Consider the following 19,515-nt stretch of genomic DNA (forward strand, 5'->3'; position numbering starts at 1 on the left):
CTCGTGTCCGGTGTCGTGCTCACGCGTCCGTCTCCGGGCTCGCGGCCTCGACCGTCACCATCGTGGCCTTGACCGAGGCGACCGCGACGGACCCGACCTCGAGCCCGAGCTCCCGGACCGCCTCGGCACTCATCAGCGACACCACCCGGTGCGGTCCGCACTGCAGCTCGACCTGGGCCATCACCGTGTCGACGACCAGGCCCGTCACGATGCCGACGAACCGGTTGCGTGCGGAGCTCCGGACGCCCGACGGATCGGCGAGCTGGTCGCCGCGCGACGAGGCGTACTCGGCGAGTTCCCGTCCGTCGACCACGGCCCTGCCCGCGGGGTCGGTCGCCCTCGTGAACGTGCCGCCCTCGACGAGCCGCCGCACGGTGTCGTCGCTGATGCCCAGGTAGGTCGCGGCGTCACGGATGCGGAGCTGCGTCATGACGACGACCCTAGACCGGGGACGACCCGGCACGACTTGTGGACACTCACCGTCTCGCAGGGCCCGACACCGGGTTCCCGTCCAGCGGCGCTCGGTACCGTGCTGGGCGTGAGTTCCCCCCGTACCGGCAGCATCGGCGTCCCGCACGCGGTCCGCCGGGTACCGGTGCGTGCCGGCGTCCGCGGGGCCGTCTCCGCCGCCGCGACGGCAGCGGTCCGGGTGCCGGAACTCACGATCGGCGCGGTGGGCGTCGTCGTCGCCGCGGCAGCCTCGTGGGTCCCGTCCGTCTGGTACGACGAGGCGGCGACCGTCACCAGTGCCCAGCGGTCCTGGGCGCAGCTCTTCGCGGAGCTCCACACCGTCGACGCCGTGCACGGTCTGTACTACGCCCTGATGCACGTCTGGTTCTGGCTCGTCGGGTACACCCCGTTCACGTTGCGCCTGCCGAGTGCGCTCGCGATCGGGGTCGCCGCGGGACTCGTCGTCGCCCTCGGTCGGCGCCTCGGCGGACGACGGCTCGGGATCACGGCGGGCATCGTCTTCCTGCTCCTCCCCCGCGTGCAGTGGGCGGGGACCGAGGGGCGTCCCTACGCCACCATCACGACGCTGTCGGTCTGCCTGACACTCGTGGGCGTCACGGCCCTCCGCCGCACCCGGTCACGCGCGCCCCGGGCCACCGGGTGGTGGGTCGCCTACGGGGTGCTCGCCGTCGTCGCGGTGCTCTGCAACGTCTACCTGGCGCTCGCGGTCCTCGCCCACGCCGTCGCGCTCGCCTGGACCCTCGTGGCCGAACGGCACGCGCTGCGAACGGCCGTGGTCACCCGGGACGGCCGCACGCCCGGGCCGCCGCTCGTCACCGGTCGGGTGCTCGTCCGCTGGGCCGTCGCCGCCGGCATCGCCGCCGCCGTGGTCGCGCCGTTCGTGGTCGTCGTGTCCTCGCAGGCGAAGCAGGTCGGCTGGATCAAGGACATCAGCCGCGACACCCTCGGGCAGGTGTGGTCGACCGCCTGGTTCGGCGCGTCCGACCCGTACGCGGCCGTCATCTGGTCCCTCATGGTCGTCGGCGTCGGGCTCGCCCTCGTGCAGGTGCACCGCCGGGTGCCGTCCGCACGCGCCCTGTTCCGGGCGCAGACCGTGCGGGTGGCGCTGCCGCTCGTCGTCGTCCCCACCTCCGTGCTCCTCGTCGCGACGGCACTCGGTGAGCGCCTGTACTCGCCGAAGTACGCGACCCTCAGCCTGCCGTTCGTCGCGCTCCTCGTCGCCGTCGCGCTCACCGCGGTCCGGCCGAAGGCGCTGCTCGCCGCCGCCGTCGCGGTGCTCGTGGTCCTGTCGGTCCCCACGGCCGTGTCCGTCAAGGGCCCCGAGGCGAAGCAGGCGTCCACCTGGGCGCATGCCGCCGCGATCATCAGCGCGGAGCGCGCCGCCCGCCCGAGCGCCAACGAGGGCGTCGTGTTCGGCAGCGTCTACCGCCACCCGACGACGACCGCCGAGGTCATCCGGGTGTCCTACCCGGACGCGTTCTCCGGGCTGACCGACCTGGCCGTCGCGACCGACGGGGCCGACGAGGGCGTCCTCTGGAACACGAACGGCGACCTCGCGACGACCGTCCCGTCCCGTCTCGGCGACATCGACACCGTCTGGTACGTCGGCGGCACCTCCCGCACCATCCGGCCCGAGCTCAAGGCGGTGCTCGAGGAGCAGGGCTTCCACGTCGCGCACAACTGGCAGACCGGCAAGGTCATCATGTCGGAGTTCGTCCGCTCCTGACCCCGCGTCGCTGCCCGTGCGGGCAGCGGGTCAGTGCAGGACGCGGGCGCCGTGCACGGGACCGGTCGCGCGGAGTGCCACGCGCCCCGAGGCGCTCAGTGCGACCTGGACCTCGAGCGCGGCGTCACGGTCGGGCACCAGGAAGGCCACGGTGGGACCACTGCCGGACACGAGACCGGCCAGGGCGCCGGAGCGCTCCCCGAGCTCGAGCGTGTCGGCCAGGCCCGGCTGCAGGCGCATGGCCGGGGCCTGCAGGTCGTTGTGCAGGTTCTCGGCGAGGAGTTCGGCGTCGCCCGCCCGGAGCGCCTGGAGCACGTGCGCCTCGACGACGGGCGTCCGCGGGGCCGGGGAGATGTCGGCCCGGTAGCGCTCCCGGTGCTCGTCGAGCGCGCGGTACACCGACGGCGTGGAGAGCCCGGTGTCGCTCAGTGCGAGCACCCAGTGGAACTCGCCCTTCGCCAGCGCCGGGCTGAGCTCGTCGCCACGACCCGTCCCGACGGCGGTCCCGCCGGCGAAGGCGAAGGGGACGTCGGCCCCGAGTTCGGCGGCCAGCCGCAGCAGTTCGTCGCGTCCGAGTCCGGTGCCCCAGAGCGTGTCGACCGCCAACAGGGTCGCGGCGGCGTCAGCCGAGCCGCCGCCCATCCCACCGGCGACGGGCACCTGCTTGTCGATCGTCAGACGCACACCGCCGCGGTGTCCGGCGGTCCGGGCGACGAGCCGTGCGGCCCGGAGCGCCAGGTTGGTGTCGTCCGTCGGCACCGAGGACGAGTCGATCGGCCCGGTGAAGCGGACGGAGAAGTCGTCGGCACGCTCGGCGGTGACGTCCTCGTACAGGGACACCGCCTGGTACGCGGTGGCGACGTCGTGGTACCCGTCGTCCTGCAGGGCGCCGACCGACAGGTGGACGTTGATCTTGCCCGGCGCGCGCGTCCGCACCCGACCGGGAGCAGGCATCGACGTCATGCGACCAACCTATCCCCGTCCCGCCGGTCCACCCGCCGTCCGACGGCTCACGCCGCAGCGGCGAAGCCGCGCTCCAGGTCCGCGATGACGTCGTCGACGTGTTCGAGGCCGATGGACAGCCGGATGAGCCCCTCGCCGACGCCCGCCGCGGCCCGCTCGGACGGGGTCATCTGCACGTGGGTCGTCGACGCCGGGTGCACGACGAGGGAACGGACGTCACCGATGTTCGACACGTGGTCGAAGAGCTCGAGCGCGGACACGAAGCGCCGCCCGGCCTCGACCCCGCCGGCAAGGTCGAACGCGAGGACGCTCGACGGCCCCTTCGGCACGTACCGCTGCTGCAGGTGGTGCCACGGGGAGCTCGGCAGGCCGGCGTAGTGCACGTGCTCGACCTGGTCGTGCGCATCGAGCCAGGACGCGACCGTCGCGGCGTTCGACATGTGCCGGTCCATGCGGAGCGACAGCGTCTGGATGCCCTGCAGCACCAGGAAGGCGTTGAACGGGGCGATCGCCGGGCCGAGGTCGGCGGAGAGCTTCGAGCGGGTGCGCTGGATGAACGCGCGGCGCCCGAACTTCTCCGCGAAGTTCGTACCCGAGAAGCCCGAGTGCTCGGTCGTCGTCAGCTGCGGGTACTCGTCCGGGTGTGCGGCCCAGTCGAAGTTGCCGCTGTCGACGATGAGTCCGGCGATGGCGCTGCCGTGCCCGGCGAGGTACTTCGTCGCGGAGTGCACGACGATGTCCGCGCCGTGCTCGATCGGCCGGACCAGGTACGGCGTCGCGATGGTGTTGTCGACGATGAGCGGGACGCCGGCCTCGTGCGCGACACCCGCCACCCCGGCGAAGTCGAGGACGTCCCCGCGCGGGTTCGGGATGGACTCGCCGAAGAACGCGCGCGTCTCGGGTCGGACGGCCGCGGCCCACTCGTCCAGGTCCGTCGGGTCCTGCACGAACGTGAACGCGATGCCGAGGTCACGGAGCGTCGACGCGAAGAGCGTGTACGTCGCGCCGTAGAGCGACGCGCTCGACACGATGTGGTCCCCGGCACGGGCGAGCCCGAGCACGGCGAGCGACGTGGCCGCCTGCCCGGACGCGAGCGCGAGCGCGGCGACCCCGCCCTCCAGGTCGGCGATCCGCCGTTCCAGCGCCGCGGCCGACGGGTTGTTCACGCGGGAGTACGTGTGCCCGGGTGCGTTGAGCAGGAACCGGTCGGCGGCGTCCTCCCCCGACGGGTAGACGAAGGCGGCGGTCTGCGCGATCGGCGGCACGTTCCCGCCGAAGCCCGGGTCGGCCTTGAACCCGGCGCGGATCTGCCGGGTCTCGAACGCCCAGTCGTCCTCGGCGGCCATCAGGACACCGTCTCCACGGGGACGGACGCGCGCACGAGCGGGATGACCTGCTCGCCGAAGCGCTCCATCTCCTCGAGCTGCGGCGAGAACTGCAGGAGCAGGGTGTCCACACCCGCCTCCTCGTACTCGCGGATCCGTGCGGCGACCTGCTCCGGCGTCCCGACGAACTGCGGGCGCAGGCCCCGGTTCGACACCGAGTAGTCCTCGAGCGACGGCACGTGCTCGAGCTGCGACTTCGAGATGAAGTCCTGGTACGACTCGTACGCCTTGCCGTGCTGCACGTCGGTGATGCGCGCGAGCTCGGCCTGCGCTTCCTCCTCGGTGTCGCGCACGATCGCGTACGCGGCCATGCCGAACGCCTCGAACGGCGGGAGCCCGGCGTCCTCGCGGCGCCGGCGCATCTCGGCGATCTTCGTGCGGAGCTCCTCGACGGTGCCGCCGTGGGTGACGTAGGCGTCGGCGTAGTGCGTGATGCTCGCCTTGCCGGCCTCGCTCTCACCGCCGGCGTAGATGCGCGGGGTGACGCGGGGCTTCGGCTCGAGGTGGGCGTTCTCGATCTCGTAGTACTCGCCGGAGAAGCTGTACGGGGTCTCCCGCCACAACCCCTTCATGATCTCGACGAACTCCGCCGTGCGCTTGTAGCGGTCGTCGTGCTCGGAGAAGATGCCGCCGTACTGACGGGCCTCTTCCGCCCACCAGGCGCTCACGACGTTGAAGGTGAACCGGCCGCCGGAGATGTCGTCGATCGTCGCCGCCTGCTTCGCCGTCACCGCGGGCAGGTGGTATCCGGGCCGCATCGCCGCCATGATCTCGAGGCGCTCGGTCGTCGCCGCGATCGCCGCCGCGAGCGCCCACGCCTCCAGGCTCGGCGCTGCGACGCCCTTGATGTCGTTGAGGTTGAGCTCCGGCACGAGCGTCAGGTCGAACCCGATCCGCTCGGCGCGCTGCGCCAGGAGCTTCACGTAGTCGAACGTGACCGGCATCTGCTCGTCGTCGACGTTGCGCAGCCAGCCGCCGAAGAGCGGGGTCCAGTATCCGAATCGCACGGGGGTTCCTTGCTGGTGGAGATGACGGTCTGGAGGCTCGGTTCCGGTGGCGAGCCGGGCCTCCAGACCGGTGGGTGGGTCAGGCGGTGCCGTGTGGTGCGGCGGTGTCGTGTCGCCGGTCAGGCGTGCGCCGCCGGTGCGGCGGCCGTGGCGTACTCCCCGTCGAGCAGCCCGCCGAGGTAGCGGGCGATCGACCGCGGGCCCGAGGCCGGTGCGGCCTCCTCGACGGCGGGGTTGTAGTTCGTGTTCGTGTTGATGTCGTAGACGACCGTCCGACCGTCGGTCGTCTCCATGAACTCGACGCCGGCGATCGTGATCCGCTGGTCGGCGAGGAACGTGCGGAGCTGCTGCACGAGCGGGTGCTCCGCGGTCACCTCGGTCCGGACGCTGAACGCCGGGGGCGCTCCTGCGGTCTCCGTGCCGGGGACCTCGCACACCGCGCCGGCCCTCTGCTGGTCCCACTTGGCCTGCGGGACCTCGCATGCGTCGGCGGGGCAGAGCTCGAAGCTGCCCGCACTCGTGTCGACGCGGACGGCGTAGACGAACTCGCCGCCCACGAACTCGACGCGGGTGATGAACGGCTCACGGGCGGTCAGGTACTCCTGCAGCAGCGTGATGCCGTCCACCGGCTCCTCGAACTCCGGGCTGTCGACGTAGGCGTCGAACTCGGCGAGCGAGTCGAAGCGCCGGACGCCGAGGCCCTTGCCGCCCTGGTTGTGCTTCGTGATGAACGGGCCGTCCTGGCCGCCCGTGAAGTCCGCGGCCGCCTGCTTGAGCGTCGCCGTACCGAACACCGCGGTGGTGCGGGGCACGTCGAACCCGGCCCGCTGCAGGAGCCCGTGCTGGGCGACCTTCGAGACCTCGAGCTCGAGCACGTGGCTGCCACCGACGACCTGGCGACCCGCTCGTTCGAGCCAGCCGAGCACCGCGCGGGTGTACTCCTTGCTGTGCTCGTGCCCGCGTGTGTGCGAGCTCGCCGACATGCGGCTCCAGTACACACCGGGCTCCGGTTCGGCGCCGAGGTCGATCTGCCCCTCGGTCAGCAGGAGCTCCCGCACCGGGACGCCCTCGGCCTCGAAGGCAGCGGCGAGCGGCGGGAACCACTCGGGGTTCTCGTGGATGACGGTCACGCGCGGAGTGCTCACCGCCCCACCCTAGGCACGCACGTGTGGGGGCTGCCAGGTGTGTGACGTGGTGTTGCGGCTGCGGCGCATCGCTGCACTGGTACATCAGTATCCTGGCTTGATGCGTCTCATCTTCATCGACGAATCCGCTCGTGATGACCGCTACTACTTCTTCGGCGCGCTCATCGTCGACGCGGCAGCGCTCCGGACGATCGAGGACGGGTTGGACGCGGCGGCGACGGACGTCGCGCGGTCAGTGCCGGGGTTCGACCCGGAGACCGAGTTCCACGCCGTCGAGATGTTCCACGGCAAGAGCGGTTGGGGGTGCGTCCCGCCGCAAGTGCGAGTGCGGGCCTGCATGTCGACGGCGACTGTGCTCGCCCGGTCGACGGCCAGTTTCGTGTTCCGGGGCATCGACCTCCGTGCACACCGCGCTCATCCCGTCGCGGACGCCCGTCCGGTACACCTTCTGACGCTCGCACACGTGCTCGAAGCGGTCGATGAGCACCTGGAAGGAGCTGACCCGAGTGAGCAACTCGGACTCGTGCTCGCCGACGACCACCACGCCGCCGACGGCGCCCGGCGCAGCCTGCGGGACGTCAAGACGGGCGCGTCCTCCGGATGGACAGCGGGTCCGCTCACCAGGATCGCCGACACGCTCTACTTCGGCCCGTCACACGAGAGCCGGCTGCTCCAAGCAGCCGACTTCGCGACGTACTTCCTGAACCGGGACAGGACCGTGCCGGAACGTGACCACCGCGCAGCGCGGGCCACAGCCCGGATCGTACGGGCAGTGCGGTCGATCACTGTCGAGGAGGCCGTCTGGTGCCCCCCGGACGCACGACGCCCCGCTCGAGGGCGGGGCGTCGGCTGGGTGCGGGAGGTCTGACGACGTCCTGCCATGTCACAATATCATTCAGCATAGGCCCTGTCGAGATCGACGGAACAGGTCGATCCGGCCGTCAGCCGGCGAAGGTCTGCTGGCCGAGGACACCGAGCAGTTCGAGCTTCTGGGCGTCCTCGCTCCCCGGCGGTGCCGTGAAGAGCAGGAGCGCCTGTGCCTGGTCGTCCGTGTGCAGCACCTGGCAGTCGACGGTGATGCGACCGAGCTCGGCCTGCATGATCGTCTTGTTGTCCGACCAGCGGAGGGCGACCTCGTGCAGCGCCCACAGCCGGGCGAACTCGGGACTGCGCCGCTCGAGTTCGGCGACGAGTTCGGTCGCCCGACGATCGCCGGGTCCGGCGAGACCGACCGCCGCCCGCAGTGACGCCACCACGACCCGCCCCAGTCGTTCGTGCTGCTCCGGTGCGTACCGGTCGAGCTCGGTGCCGGTGACGAACCACCGCCATGCCTGGTACCGGTCGTTGCCCGACAGGCCGACCGACGTGCCGAGGAGCGCCACGGCGAGCCGGTTCTCGACGAGGGTCTCCCCCAGGTGGCTGACGACGATCGCCGGCGTGTCCGTCAGCCGGTCGAGCACCCGGAGGATCGCCGGGTCCACGTGGTCGGCGCGGTGCATGCGCACCGGCGCGTTCTGCCCCGCGAGGTGGAACAGGTGGTCTCGCTCGTCGAGGGAGCAGCGGAGGGCACGGGCGATCGCGGCCACCATCTGCTCGGACGGCTGCGGTCCGCGCTGCTGCTCCAGGCGCGTGTAGTAGTCGACCGACATGCCGACCAGCGCGGCGACCTCCTCACGACGGAGGCCCGGGGTGCGTCGACGAGCGCCGGCACCGAGCCCGACGTCCTCCGGGCGCAGGAGCTCGCGTCGGCGGCGCAGGAAGTCGGCGAGGGCGGCACGGTCCATGCGTCCAGTCTGCTGCTCGGCGCGGCCGGGAACCAGGGACCGGCGGTCCCCCGATGTGCGGGCTCTGGATGCGTCGACACAGCGCGGGCATCGTGGTCGTCATGGACACCACCAACAGCACCGTCTTCATCCCCGGCGCGACCTCGGGCATCGGCCTGGCGCTCGCGCTCCGCCTGCAGGCCGCGGGCAGCACCGTCGTCATCGGCGGGCGCCGACATGCCCTGCTCGACTCCCTCGCCGAGGAGCACGGCCTCGGCACGGTCCAGATCGACGTCGCCGATGCCGATTCGATCCGGGCGGCCGCCGACCAGGTCCTCGCCGCACACCCCGGACTCGACACCCTCGTGACGATGTCGGGCATCATGCGGAACGAGGACCTCCGCGACCCCGGACACATCGAGGACGCCCTCGAGACGATCCAGACGAACCTGGTCGGGACGATCCGCCTGATCGACGCGTTCCTGCCGCACCTGCTCACCCGCCCGGCCGCCACCGTCATGACGGTGTCGTCGGGGCTCGCGTTCGTGCCGCTCACCGCGACCCCGACCTACAGCGCCACCAAGGCCGGCGTGCACTCGTACACGCAGGCACTCCGACAGCAGCTCGCCGGCACCACGGTCGAGGTGCTCGAACTCGCTCCGCCGGCCGTGCAGACCGACCTGATGGGCGGAGCGGACTTCGGTGGCATGCCCCTCGACGCCTTCGTCGACGAGGTGATGACGATCGTCGAGGCCGGCGGGACGTCGGAGGTCCTCGTGCAGAACGTCCAGCCGCTCCGGTGGGCCGAACGCGACGGCACCCACCAGCAGATCCTCGAGATGATGGCGGGCCGCGAGCACTGAGCCCGCCCTGCGGCTCAGACCGCGGCGAGCAGGTCCCGCAGTCCGGCCTTCGCCTCGGGCATCCGCTCCGGCCCGGTGAGACGCTCACGCGTCGCGGACAGCCGGACGGTGCCCGGGCGGGGGCCGTCCTCCGTCGTGAGCAGCACCGACTCCCGGTCGGCGGACGTCCACCGGGCCGAGGGACGCTTCCCACCCCGGCGCTCCGAGGTCGGCCCGTGCCCGAACGCGGCGGACGCGACGACGACCGCGCGGTCGAGCACCGCCTCCCGGTCGCCGTCGACCTGCCGCGAGGCCGAGACGGCGAAGGTGCCGTCGGAGCGCTGCCCGGGGACACGGAGGCCGCGGGACTGCTCGTAGCCGACGGCGACGCTCTGCGCCCACCAGGGGTCGACGCCCTGACCGACGAGCCAGGCGGCGATGGCCGTGTGGCCGATGGTGCGCCCGTCGGCTCGGTCGAGGCGGTCGTACCAGTCGTCCGGCGCGGCACCGGTGGCCGCGACCACGCGCTCGGCGGGGATCCCCCGTGCGTGCGAGCGGACGACGTCGTCGGTCATGGAGCGAGCGTACCCAGCGCGGACCGGATCCTTCGCCGGACGGCCGCCCATGTGTGGCGGGGTCAGGACGCGGCGCCGCCGGCGGCCGCGAGGACGGTCCGGCCGAGCCGCACGAAGTCGTCCACCCCGAGCTCCTCGCCGCGGGCGGTCGGAGCGATGCCCGCCGCCTCGAGGACCTCCGACGCACGGGCGCTGCCGCCGAGGACGCCGGACAGTGCCTGCCGCAGCATCTTCCGCCGCTGCTGGAACGCCGCGTCGACGAGGGTGAAGACCCGCGACCGCAGCTGCTCGTCCCCCGGCGGTTCGTGCCGGTCGAAACCGACGAGCACGCTGTCCACGTTCGGCACGGGCCAGAACACCTGGCGGCTGACCTGCCCCGCGATCCGCCACGAGCCGTACCAGGCGGCCTTGACGCTCGGGGACCCGTAGACCTTGCTGCCCGGGTCCGCCGCGAGCCGGTAGCCGACCTCGGCCTGCACCATGACGAGCGACCGGACGAGGGACGGGAAGGTGGCGAGGAGGTGCAGGAGCACCGGCACGGAGACGTTGTACGGCAGGTTCGCGACGAGGTGCGTCGGCGCCACGGGCAGGTCCGCGGCGGCCACCTGCAGTGCGTCCTGGTGGACGACCGTGAGGCGGGCGTCGGGCTGCATCGCGGCGACGGTGGTCGGCAGGTGCGCGGCGAGCCGGGCGTCGATCTCGACGGCGGTCACGGGAGCGCCGGTCTCGGTCAGCCCGAGCGTCAGGGAACCGAGCCCGGGACCGACCTCGAGCACGCGGGAGTCCGGCGTCACCCCCGCGACCGAGACGATGCGTCGCACGGTGTTGGCGTCGTGCACGAAGTTCTGGCCGAGCTTCTTGGTGGGGGTGACGTCGAGCGTCGCCGCGAGGTCGCGGATCTCCGCCGGACCGAGGAGGGCACCCATGACTACTCCCCCACCGTGGTCGGCTCGTCGCCCCACGAGCCGTACACGAGCTCGGTGTTGGACGAGATCTGCTCGGCGAGCGTCGACGGGTCGGTGCCGAGGGTCTCCGCCATCGACCGCACGGTGAGCGGGATGAGGTACGGCGCGTTCGGCCGGCCGCGGAACGGCGTCGGTGTGAGGAACGGGGCGTCGGTCTCGACCATGATGAGGTGCCGCGGCGCCACGTGCAGGGCGTCCCGCAGGTTCTGCGCGTTCTTGAACGTGACCGTCCCGGCGAAGGACATGTACCAGCCGCGTTCGGCGCAGAGCCGCGCGAGTTCGGTGCCGCCGGAGAAGCAGTGGAACACCGTCCGCTCCGGAGCGCCGACGCGCTCGAGGACCTCGACCACGGCGTCGTGGGCGTCCCGGTCGTGGATCGTCAGCGCGAGGTCGTACTCCTTCGCGATCCGGATGTGCTCCTCGAACGAGCGGACCTGGGCGGCTCGGCCGTCGTCCCCGGTCCGGAAGAAGTCGAGTCCGGTCTCGCCGATCGCCCGGACGCGCGGCAGCCCCGCGAGCGCTTCGATGCCGGCCAGGTGCTCGTCCAACAGCCCCTGCTCGTCGAGCACCGGCGCTTCGTTCGGGTGCAGGGCCACCGCCGCGAGGACGCGCGGCTCACGGGCTGCGATCGACGCGGACCACTGCGAGGTGGCCAGGTCGGTCCCGACCTGCACCACGCCGCGGACACCGACGTTCGCGGCGCGGTCGAGGTGCTCGCCGTACTCGAGCGGACCGTCCCCACCGTCACCGACGCCGTCGGCGATCTCCATGTGGGTGTGGTTGTCGTACACCGGGACCGCCAAGGCCTGCGGCAACGGCGGGTACGTCAGGTCCCGCTTCTGCCGGCCACCGTCGCCACCGCGTGCGCGGACGTGCGCGTCCGTCACGCGGCGCCCTGCTCCGGCTGCTCGATGCGCGGGAACAGCCCGGCGGCGAGGGGCGTCACCGTCTCGGAGCCCTGCCACTCCCAGGCACGGTCGACGCGCTGCTCGGCGATCGACCCGCCGGCACCGATCGACGCCCAGAGCTTCTCGGTGGCCTTCGGCATGACCGGCGACACCAGGACCGTGACGGTCCCGAGTCCGCGGAGCGCCGTGACGAGCACGGTCGCGAGCCGCGCACGCTGCGCCTCGTCCTTGGCGAGGGCCCACGGCTCCTGCTCGGTGATGTAGCCGTTGAGGGCGTCCACGAGCTCCCAGACGGTGCTGATCGCGTCGTGCGGCGCGAAGGCCTCGATCGCGGCGTCGGCACGCTCGGTGACGGCCTGCGCGAGGGCGTCGATCGCAGCGTCGGACTCGGTCAGCTCCCCGCGCTCGGGGACGGCACCGTCGAAGTAGCGGTTCAGCATCGCGACGATGCGGGACGCCAGGTTGCCGAACCCGTTCGCGAGCTCCGCCTGGTACCGCGCCGAGATGTCCTCCCAGCTGAAGTTGCCGTCCTGCCCGAAGGTGATGGCACGCAGGAAGTAGTAGCGGAACGCGTCGGACCCGAACGTGTCGGTGATCTCGCTCGGGGCGATGCCGGTCAGCTTCGACTTCGACATCTTCTCGCCGCCGACGAGCAGCCACCCGTGGCCGAACACGCGCTCCGGCACCGGCAGTCCGGCCGCCATGAGCATCGCGGGCCAGATGACAGCGTGGAACCGTGCGATGTCCTTGCCCACGATGTGCACGCTCGGCCAGAGACGCTGGAAGGCCTCGTCGTCCTCCGTGCCGTAGCCGAGTGCGGTGACGTAGTTGAGGAGCGCGTCGAACCAGACGTAGAGGACGTGGTCCGAGTCCCAGGGGATCTGGATGCCCCAGTCGAAGCTCGACCGCGAGATGGACAGGTCGCGCAGGCCCTGCTTGACGAACGACACGATCTCGTTGCGGACGCTCTCCGGCTGGATGAACTGCGGGTTCGACTCGTAGAGGTCGAGCAGGCGCTGCTCGAAGTCGGACATGCGGAAGAAGTAGTTCCGCTCGGCCAGGACCTCCACCGGGATCGAGTGGATCGCGCAGACCTGCTGGCCCTCGTACGGACCGGTCCCGGGCACGAGGTCGCTCGGCTGCTTGTACTCCTCACACCCCACGCAGTAGAAGCCCTCGAACTCGCCCGCGTATATGTAGCCGTCGTCGTACAGCTTCTGCAGGAACGCCGTCACGCCCCGCTCGTGCCGCTCGTCCGTCGTCCGGATGAAGTCGTCGTTGGCGACGTCCACCGTGTCGAGCAGCGGCTTCCACGCGTCGGTGACGAGGCGGTCGGCCCACTCCTTCGGTGTGACGTCGTTCGCCGAGGCGGTCCGCAGGATCTTCTGCCCGTGCTCGTCGGTGCCGGTCAGCAGCCAGGTGTCGTCGCCGCGCTGCCGGTGCCAGCGCGCGAGGACGTCCGCGGCGACCTCCGTGTACGCGTGCCCGATGTGGGGCACGTCGTTGACGTAGAAGATCGGCGTGGTGATCGAGAACGAGCTGCCGTCGGCCATGCGGACCATCCTAGAGGCGACTCGAAACCGCGTGACGCGCCTCCCGGCCGCCTGTGGATGACCGGACGGGAGGCTCGTCGCGACGTCGCCACGGGCCTCCCGTCCGGCTCCGCCCCGGTCGGTTCAGCGCGCGGCGAGCGCGCCTTCGTAGAGGTCCCGCTTCGACAGCCCGGTCGCGTCGGCGACCGCGGCGGCGGCTTCCTTCATCCGCGCTCCCGCGGCCACGCGCTCGAGCACGAGGCGGACACCGTCCTCGATCGTGGCGTCCTCCCCCGACCCGGTGGCCCCGGCGACGACGACGCAGATCTCACCGCGGACCCCGTCGGCCGCCCACTCGGTCAGCTCGGCGAGGGTGCCGCGACGGACCTCCTCGTGCAGTTTCGTGAGCTCACGACAGACCGCGGCGCGCCGGTCGACACCGAAGCCGGCGGCCATGTCCCCGAGCGTGTCGGCGATCCGGTGCGGGGACTCGAAGAAGACCATCGTCCGCTGCTCCCCGGCGAGCGCCGCGAAGACACGACGCCGCTCCCCGCCCTTCCGGGTCGGGAACCCCTCGAACGTGAAGCGGTCGGTCGGCAGCCCGGAGAGGGCGAGGGCGGTGAGCACGGCGCTCGGGCCGGGGACGGCCGTGACGGTGACGCCGGCGGCCGCGGCGGCCTCGACCAGCGGGAACCCGGGGTCGCTGATCGCCGGCATGCCCGCGTCGGTGAGCACCACGACGTCGTCCTCGCGTGCGAGCTCGACGACCTCGGCCGCGCGCTCCCGTTCGTTGTGCTCGTGCAGCGCGATGAGCCGCGGTCGGTTCTCGATGCCCAGGGCACGCATGAGATGGATCGCGGTCCGGGTGTCCTCGGCGGCGACCACGGAGGCGTTCGACAGCGTCTCCACGAGTCGACGGGAGGCGTCACCGAGGTTGCCGATGGGGGTTGCTGCGAGGACGATCACGTCCCCATTGTCGTCGCCACGCCTGCGACCTGTGGACAGCGCAGCCGACGCGTGCGCGGCCTCCGTAGGATGCTGCGCGTGACCACGGACCTGGCCGACCCGCTGCAGACCGTGCCGGACGTCCCCCGTGGCTCGCGGCTCGACGACTGGTGGGCGCGCACGCTGTCCGTCGGCTGGCGGGTCGCCGCCTGGCGCTGGGGCGGCCCGATCGCGGTGACGGTGCTGGCCGCGGTGCTCCGCCTGGTCGACCTCGGGCGACCGCACTCCCTGGTGTTCGACGAGACGTACTACGTCAAGGACAGCTGGTCGCTCGTGCACCTCGGATACGAGGGCACCTGGCCGGCGAACCCGAGCGACGAGGGCGCGCCGACCACCGACGACCGGTTCGCGAGCGGGCAGACCGACATCTACTCCCGCGCCGCCGAGTTCATCGCGCACCCGCCGCTCGGCAAGTACCTCATCGGCCTCGGCATGCTGGTGTTCGGGCCGGACAACGCGTTCGGGTGGCGGTTCACGGTCGCCGTGCTCGGCATCGCGACCGTGTTCCTCATCGCCGTCATCGCGCGGTCCTTGTTCCGCTCGACGCTCGTCGGGACGCTCGCCGGCGGCTTCCTGGCGGTAGACGGGCAGGCGATCGTGATGTCCCGGGTCTCGCTGCTCGACGGCATCGTCACCTTCTTCGTCGTCCTCGCCTTCGGCGCCCTCCTGCTCGACCGGCGCTGGTCCGCCCGCCAGCTCGACCGGTGGACCGACCGGCGGGCAGCGGCCGGACGGGCCACGCTCTGGGGCCCGGTGCTGTGGTGGCGACCGTGGCTGCTCGCGATGGGCGTCGCGCTCGGGCTGGCGTCGTCGACGAAGTGGACCGGGATGTACTTCCTGGCGTTCTTCGCGGTGTACTCGGTCCTCAGCGACATGATGCTGCGACGCCGGGCAGGCGTGGTGTTCTGGTCGTCCAGTGCGGCGCTGCAGCAGGCACCGGTCACGTTCCTGCTCACCGTGCCGGTCGCCGCGGTGACCTACCTGGCCTCGTGGTCCGGGTGGTTCCTGACGAAGGGCGGCTGGGACCGCGACTGGATCGGCGGCGGCGGACAGCGCTGGACGGGCGTGCTCGCGTGGGTGCCCGACAGCCTGCAGAACTGGTGGCACTACCAGTCCGAGATCTACGCCTTCAACATCGGCCTGCACACGCCGCACTCGTACCAGGCGAACCCGCTGCTGTGGCTCGTCATGCAACGCCCCACGTCGATGTACTACCAGGGCACGAACGCGGGCCAGGACGGCTGCGGGTTCGACCGGTGCGGCGCTGCCGTGACCGGGATCGCGAACCCCTTCATCTGGTACGCCTCGGTGATCGCCGCCGTGGTGCTGCTCGTGCTCTTCGTCACGCGTCGGCGCTGGGAGTACGGGCTCGTCCTGATCAACATCGGCGCGGGGTACCTGCCCTGGCTCATGTACCTGGACCGGACGGTGTTCCAGTTCTACACGATCGCCTTCGAGCCGTTCCTCGTGACGGCGCTGGCCGCGGCGATCGCGCACCTGATCGGGTCACGGGACGATCCGCGGCGACGGCGGACGCGGGCGCTGCTCGGGCTCGGCGTGTACCTGCTGGTCGTGGTCCTCGCGTCGGTGTACTGGTACCCGATGTGGACGGCGATGCAGGTCCCGTGGGACTTCATCCGCTCGCACTACTGGCTGCCGAGCTGGTTGTAGCGCTCGGCCGATCACGCCGTCGCAGGCACGCGCCGTCGCAGGCACGCGCCGTCGCAGCGGCGCGCGGTCGCATCCGCGTGCCCGCGGAGGCACGTGGGACGCCGCCGTCAGGACTGCGGCTGCATCGACCGCTCGAGGGCGTCGCGGTCGAGCGGCACGCCGACCATCGGTTCCTGCCGGGCCTGCGGCAGCACGCCGTCGACGAGGACCTGGGCGTAGCGCTTCCAGGCGTCCGGGTCGTGGTTCCGGGTCGCGTCGGCCACGGCACCGACCATCGTCGTGAGGATGGGCAGGTCACGGGCGTCGAAGCCCGGCCGGACGACCCCGGCCTCGCGGGCACGACGGATGATCTCGGCGACCTGCCGCTCGAGACGGTCCCGCTCCTGCATGACCGACGGTCGGGCCTTGCCCGCGCGGACGATCGCGTCGGCGAGCGCTCGGTCGCGGGCGCGGAAGGCGAACACGCCCATCAGGTACAGGCGGAGCGACTCACGGGGGTCGGTCTCCTCGGCAGCGGCCGCGGCCGCGGCGTTCAGCGCCTCGAACTTGGCGCTGAGCAGGGCCGCGATCAGGGAGTCCTTGTCGGCGAAACGTCGGTAGACGGTGCCGACCCCGACCCCGGCCTCGTGGGCGATGTCGTTCAGGGTCACCGAAAGGCCGCGCTCCGCGAAGCACTTCCGTGCCGTCTGCAGGATCAGTTCGCGGTTCCGCGCCGCGTCGGCACGGAGGGGCCGGTCGAGGTCGAGAGGCCGATCGAGATCGGCTGCGGGTCCGGTGGTGCTCACACAACGAATGTAACCGACCTCTCTGGGAACAAGCGGATGCGGTTGCTCCGTTTCGATGTACAGTGACCACAAGCGGATGCCGCGCATCCGCTTCACCCTCCTCCGGGACGCCCGACGGCGCGCGCCCCTCCCCTTCCATCCTTCGAGAAGGAGGCTGTCATGACGGCAGAACAGACCGCGCCCGCTCCCACAGGAGCGACGCCGACGACCGCGGGCACCACCCCGGCCCGCACCGACCACCGCTGGATCGCCCTGGCGGTCATCGCGCTCGCCCAGCTCATGGTCGTCCTCGACGCCACCATCGTGAACATCGCCCTGCCCTCCGCGCAGGAGGACCTCGGGTTCGCCACCGACCAGCGCCAGTGGATCGTCACGGCGTACTCGCTCGCGTTCGGCTCACTGCTCCTGCTCGGTGGTCGTCTCGGCGACCTGTTCGGCCGGAAGAACACGTTCATCATCGGCCTGGTCGGGTTCGCCGTCGCCTCCGTGCTCGGCGGGCTCGCGGACTCGTTCGGGCTGCTCGTCGCCGCTCGCGCGCTGCAGGGCGTCTTCGGTGCGCTGCTCGCCCCGTCCGCCCTCGGCATGCTGACCACCACCTTCCGCGACCCGAAGGAGCGCGGGCGCGCGTTCGGCATCTTCGGGTCGATCGCCGGGTCCGGCGCCGCCATCGGCCTGCTGCTCGGTGGCGTCCTGACCGAGTACGCGTCGTGGCGCTGGTGCCTCTACGTCAACGTGGTCTTCGCGGTCCTCGGCGTGATCGGCGCACTCGTCTTCATGGCGAAGCCGCCGAAGGTCGAGCGTCCGCGCATCGACGTCGCCGGCGTCATCACCATCACCGCCGGTCTCGTCGGGGTCGTCTACGGCTTCTCGAACGCCGAGACGAACGGCTGGGACGCCCCGCTCACGATCGGCATGCTGGTCGGCGGCGTGCTGCTCATCGCCGCGTTCGTCGTCATCGAGACCCGGGTCGCGCACCCGCTGCTGCCGCTCCGTGTCGTGCTCGACCGCGACCGCGGTGGTTCGTTCGTCGCGATCGGCCTCGTCGCGATCGGCATGTTCGGCGTCTTCCTGTTCCTGACCTACTACCTCGAGCAGACCCTCGGGTTCTCGGCACTGCAGACCGGCCTGGCGTTCCTGCCGATGCCGCTGTCGATCATGATCTCCGCCACGCAGATCGGCGGTCGCCTGCTCCCCCGCGTCGGCCCGAAGGTGCTCATCTTCGCCGGGGCACTCGTCGCCGCGACGGGGCTCCTGCTGCTCCTCCGCACCGACCTCGACAGCTCCTACGCGGGCACCGTCCTGCCGGCACTCGTCGTCATCGGCCTCGGGATGGGGACGATCTTCTCGTCGGCCATGAACACCGCCACGACCGGGGTCGCCCGGTCGGACGCCGGCGTCGCGTCGGCCACGGTGAACACCATGCAGCAGATCGGTGGCTCGATCGGCACCGCGCTGCTGTCGACGATCTTCGCGAACGTGGTGGAGAGCAGCCTGTCCGGGCTGACCGCGGCTCCGACGGCGCTCCAGCAGGCGCAGGCCACGCTCGACGGCTACCACGCCGCCTTCGCGATCTCGGCCGGGGTGCTCGTGGTCGTGGCGATCGCCAGCGGACTGCTCATCAACCGCCAGTCCGTCCGTGTCGCCCGTCTCGAGCGGGCCGGGGCCGGTACGACCGGCAGCATCCCGACGGCTGCGCACTGAGCGACGGAGCCGCTGCGTCGCACGACACCACGGGACGGACACGGCACCGCGCGACCGCGCGGTGCCGTGTCCGTCCCGTGCTGCGTCGTCCCGTCCGTGCCGGATCGCGCGGCACAAGTCGCCCCGTTGCTCACACCCTGTCGCGGGTCAGGGGTCTGGTTTACCGTGTGGGCATGGCCCCCGTCCTGACCTCGCCGCTCGTCTCGACGCAGTGGCTCGCCGACCACCTCGGTGCGGACGACCTGCTCGTGCTCGACGCGTCGGTGCACACGGACGGCCGCGGCCTGGACATGTCGTGGCACTCGGCGCGCGACGCCCACGAGCGCCACGGCCACGTACCGGGTGCCGTCTACGCCGACCTCGTCGACGAGTTCTCCTCGCCCGACACGGGACTCCCCTTCACCCGTCCCGGAGCCGAGCGGTTCGAGGAGGCAGCCCGCGCGCTCGGCGTGAGCCGCGCCTCCACGGTCGTGGTCTACGACGACGGCATCGGCGAGTGGTCAGCACGGCTCTGGTGGATCTTCCGCTCCTTCGGCTTCCGGACGGTCGCCGTGCTCGACGGCGGGTTCGCGAAGTGGCGCGACGAGGGCCGGCCGGTCCGCGTCGGCGCACTCTCGCGGACCCCACGGCGTGCCGCGGACGACGACGCCTTCGTCGCGGGCGAGGAACTCCCGCTGTGGGCCGACCGGTCGCGCGTGCTCCGCGCCGTGGACGGGTCGGAGCCGGCGGCCCTCGTCCTCGCCGCGGACCCCGAGGACCTCGGTGACGACCACCCGCCCCTCGTCCCGGGCACCACGACCATCCGTGTGCGGGACCTCCTCGGCGAGTCGAACGCGTTCCTCCGTCGGTCGGAACTCGAACAGGCGCTCGCACCGGTCCTGACGGCGGACGAGGTCGTGACGTACTGCGGGGTCGGGAGCGCGTCGTGCGTGGACGCCCTGGCCCTGACGATGCTCGGGCACGAGAAGGTCCGCGTGTACGACGGGTCGCTGGCCGAGTGGTGGCGGGAGCCGATCGCCTCCTGACCGGAGCGGTCGACACCGCCGAGCCGACGTGGCCCGGGGGCTAGCG

General features: G+C 71.8%; 18 protein-coding genes. 6 read left to right on the top strand and 12 right to left on the bottom strand.

Annotated features, from left to right (window positions below; all coding sequences use genetic code 11):
• Window positions 1–19: 19 nt before the first annotated feature.
• Window positions 20–430, bottom strand: coding sequence for a molybdopterin-binding protein (locus DEJ32_RS10565; RefSeq protein WP_110825981.1), 411 nt, complete (start codon window positions 428–430; stop codon window positions 20–22).
• Between the two features lie 108 nt (window positions 431–538).
• Here DEJ32_RS10565 and DEJ32_RS10570 point away from each other — a divergent pair, with 108 nt between their 5' ends.
• Window positions 539–2,197, top strand: a complete 1,659-nt coding sequence (locus DEJ32_RS10570) for a glycosyltransferase family 39 protein (RefSeq protein WP_110901257.1) — start codon at window positions 539–541, stop codon at window positions 2,195–2,197.
• Between the two features lie 30 nt (window positions 2,198–2,227).
• Here DEJ32_RS10570 and DEJ32_RS10575 read toward each other — a convergent pair whose 3' ends face one another.
• The 4 genes from DEJ32_RS10575 to DEJ32_RS10590 form a co-directional block, all read right to left on the bottom strand.
• The gene (locus DEJ32_RS10575) at window positions 2,228–3,160 is read right to left on the bottom strand and encodes a 4-(cytidine 5'-diphospho)-2-C-methyl-D-erythritol kinase (protein ID WP_110825979.1); all 933 of its coding nucleotides are present in this window, start codon (window positions 3,158–3,160) and stop codon (window positions 2,228–2,230) included.
• 47 nt (window positions 3,161–3,207) lie between these two features.
• Window positions 3,208–4,506, bottom strand: coding sequence for an O-acetylhomoserine aminocarboxypropyltransferase/cysteine synthase family protein (locus DEJ32_RS10580; RefSeq protein WP_110901258.1), 1,299 nt, complete (start codon window positions 4,504–4,506; stop codon window positions 3,208–3,210).
• Window positions 4,506–5,552, bottom strand: coding sequence for an LLM class flavin-dependent oxidoreductase (locus tag DEJ32_RS10585; RefSeq protein WP_110891232.1), 1,047 nt, complete (start codon window positions 5,550–5,552; stop codon window positions 4,506–4,508). The genes DEJ32_RS10580 and DEJ32_RS10585 overlap by 1 nt, the downstream gene beginning before the upstream one ends.
• Before the next feature lie 119 nt (window positions 5,553–5,671).
• Complete coding sequence (locus DEJ32_RS10590) at window positions 5,672–6,697, bottom strand: RimK family alpha-L-glutamate ligase (protein ID WP_110901259.1); 1,026 nt, start codon at window positions 6,695–6,697, stop codon at window positions 5,672–5,674.
• 100 nt (window positions 6,698–6,797) lie between these two features.
• Between DEJ32_RS10590 and DEJ32_RS10595 the strand changes: the two genes are divergently transcribed.
• Complete coding sequence (locus DEJ32_RS10595) at window positions 6,798–7,565, top strand: DUF3800 domain-containing protein (RefSeq protein WP_110901260.1); 768 nt, start codon at window positions 6,798–6,800, stop codon at window positions 7,563–7,565.
• Between the two features lie 73 nt (window positions 7,566–7,638).
• Here the strand turns inward: DEJ32_RS10595 and DEJ32_RS10600 are convergent, their stop codons facing one another.
• Window positions 7,639–8,481: a helix-turn-helix transcriptional regulator gene (locus DEJ32_RS10600; RefSeq protein WP_110825974.1), complete on the bottom strand. Its 843-nt coding sequence runs from the start codon at window positions 8,479–8,481 to the stop codon at window positions 7,639–7,641.
• Between the two features lie 101 nt (window positions 8,482–8,582).
• Here DEJ32_RS10600 and DEJ32_RS10605 point away from each other — a divergent pair, with 101 nt between their 5' ends.
• Entirely contained in the window at window positions 8,583–9,323 is a 741-nt protein-coding gene (locus DEJ32_RS10605) for an SDR family oxidoreductase (RefSeq protein ID WP_110901288.1), read from the top strand.
• A gap of 14 nt (window positions 9,324–9,337) precedes the next feature.
• Here the strand turns inward: DEJ32_RS10605 and DEJ32_RS10610 are convergent, their stop codons facing one another.
• The 5 genes from DEJ32_RS10610 to rsmI all read right to left on the bottom strand — a co-directional run bounded on the left by DEJ32_RS10610 (window position 9,338) and on the right by rsmI (window position 14,248).
• Window positions 9,338–9,877: a hypothetical protein gene (locus DEJ32_RS10610; RefSeq protein WP_110901261.1), complete on the bottom strand. Its 540-nt coding sequence runs from the start codon at window positions 9,875–9,877 to the stop codon at window positions 9,338–9,340.
• A gap of 62 nt (window positions 9,878–9,939) precedes the next feature.
• Window positions 9,940–10,803: a 16S rRNA (adenine(1518)-N(6)/adenine(1519)-N(6))-dimethyltransferase RsmA gene (rsmA, locus tag DEJ32_RS10615; RefSeq protein WP_110901262.1), complete on the bottom strand. Its 864-nt coding sequence runs from the start codon at window positions 10,801–10,803 to the stop codon at window positions 9,940–9,942.
• A 2-nt stretch (window positions 10,804–10,805) separates the two neighbouring features.
• Entirely contained in the window at window positions 10,806–11,729 is a 924-nt protein-coding gene (locus DEJ32_RS10620) for a TatD family hydrolase (protein ID WP_110901263.1), read from the bottom strand.
• Window positions 11,726–13,303 (bottom strand): methionine--tRNA ligase, encoded by a 1,578-nt coding sequence (gene metG, locus DEJ32_RS10625; protein ID WP_110901289.1) that lies wholly within the window; start codon window positions 13,301–13,303, stop codon window positions 11,726–11,728. Before metG ends, DEJ32_RS10620 begins: the two co-directional genes overlap by 4 nt.
• 123 nt (window positions 13,304–13,426) lie before the next feature.
• The gene (gene rsmI, locus DEJ32_RS10630) at window positions 13,427–14,248 is read right to left on the bottom strand and encodes a 16S rRNA (cytidine(1402)-2'-O)-methyltransferase (protein ID WP_110901264.1); all 822 of its coding nucleotides are present in this window, start codon (window positions 14,246–14,248) and stop codon (window positions 13,427–13,429) included.
• Between the two features lie 78 nt (window positions 14,249–14,326).
• Between rsmI and DEJ32_RS10635 the strand changes: the two genes are divergently transcribed.
• Window positions 14,327–15,958, top strand: a complete 1,632-nt coding sequence (locus tag DEJ32_RS10635) for a phospholipid carrier-dependent glycosyltransferase (protein ID WP_181420651.1) — start codon at window positions 14,327–14,329, stop codon at window positions 15,956–15,958.
• A gap of 107 nt (window positions 15,959–16,065) precedes the next feature.
• Here DEJ32_RS10635 and DEJ32_RS10640 read toward each other — a convergent pair whose 3' ends face one another.
• A complete protein-coding gene (locus DEJ32_RS10640; RefSeq protein ID WP_181420652.1) occupies window positions 16,066–16,743 on the bottom strand; it encodes a TetR/AcrR family transcriptional regulator in 678 nt (225 codons plus the stop codon).
• 159 nt (window positions 16,744–16,902) lie between these two features.
• On the opposite strand from DEJ32_RS10640, the gene DEJ32_RS10645 reads away from it, so the two are divergent.
• Complete coding sequence (locus DEJ32_RS10645) at window positions 16,903–18,444, top strand: MFS transporter (RefSeq protein WP_110901267.1); 1,542 nt, start codon at window positions 16,903–16,905, stop codon at window positions 18,442–18,444.
• Between the two features lie 173 nt (window positions 18,445–18,617).
• Window positions 18,618–19,469 carry a sulfurtransferase gene (locus DEJ32_RS10650; RefSeq protein ID WP_110901268.1) on the top strand — a complete coding sequence of 284 codons (852 nt, stop codon included), beginning with the start codon at window positions 18,618–18,620 and terminating at the stop codon, window positions 19,467–19,469.
• The last annotated feature ends 46 nt before the right edge of the window (window positions 19,470–19,515 follow it).

It is taken from the genome of Curtobacterium sp. MCPF17_046 (assembly GCF_003224295.1).
Lineage (GTDB): Bacteria > Actinomycetota > Actinomycetes > Actinomycetales > Microbacteriaceae > Curtobacterium.

Coding starts and splice junctions, on each gene's coding strand:
- rsmA (WP_110901262.1), bottom strand. CDS start 10,803: ATGGGTGCCCTCCTCGGTCCGGCGGAGATCCGCGACCTCGCGGCGACG.
- DEJ32_RS10610 (WP_110901261.1), bottom strand. CDS start 9,877: ATGACCGACGACGTCGTCCGCTCGCACGCACGGGGGATCCCCGCCGAG.
- DEJ32_RS10575 (WP_110825979.1), bottom strand. CDS start 3,160: ATGACGTCGATGCCTGCTCCCGGTCGGGTGCGGACGCGCGCGCCGGGC.
- DEJ32_RS10565 (WP_110825981.1), bottom strand. CDS start 430: ATGACGCAGCTCCGCATCCGTGACGCCGCGACCTACCTGGGCATCAGC.
- DEJ32_RS10580 (WP_110901258.1), bottom strand. CDS start 4,506: ATGGCCGCCGAGGACGACTGGGCGTTCGAGACCCGGCAGATCCGCGCC.
- DEJ32_RS10645 (WP_110901267.1), top strand. CDS start 16,903: ATGACGGCAGAACAGACCGCGCCCGCTCCCACAGGAGCGACGCCGACG.
- DEJ32_RS10650 (WP_110901268.1), top strand. CDS start 18,618: ATGGCCCCCGTCCTGACCTCGCCGCTCGTCTCGACGCAGTGGCTCGCC.
- DEJ32_RS10600 (WP_110825974.1), bottom strand. CDS start 8,481: ATGGACCGTGCCGCCCTCGCCGACTTCCTGCGCCGCCGACGCGAGCTC.
- DEJ32_RS10595 (WP_110901260.1), top strand. CDS start 6,798: ATGCGTCTCATCTTCATCGACGAATCCGCTCGTGATGACCGCTACTAC.
- DEJ32_RS10605 (WP_110901288.1), top strand. CDS start 8,583: ATGGACACCACCAACAGCACCGTCTTCATCCCCGGCGCGACCTCGGGC.
- metG (WP_110901289.1), bottom strand. CDS start 13,303: ATGGCCGACGGCAGCTCGTTCTCGATCACCACGCCGATCTTCTACGTC.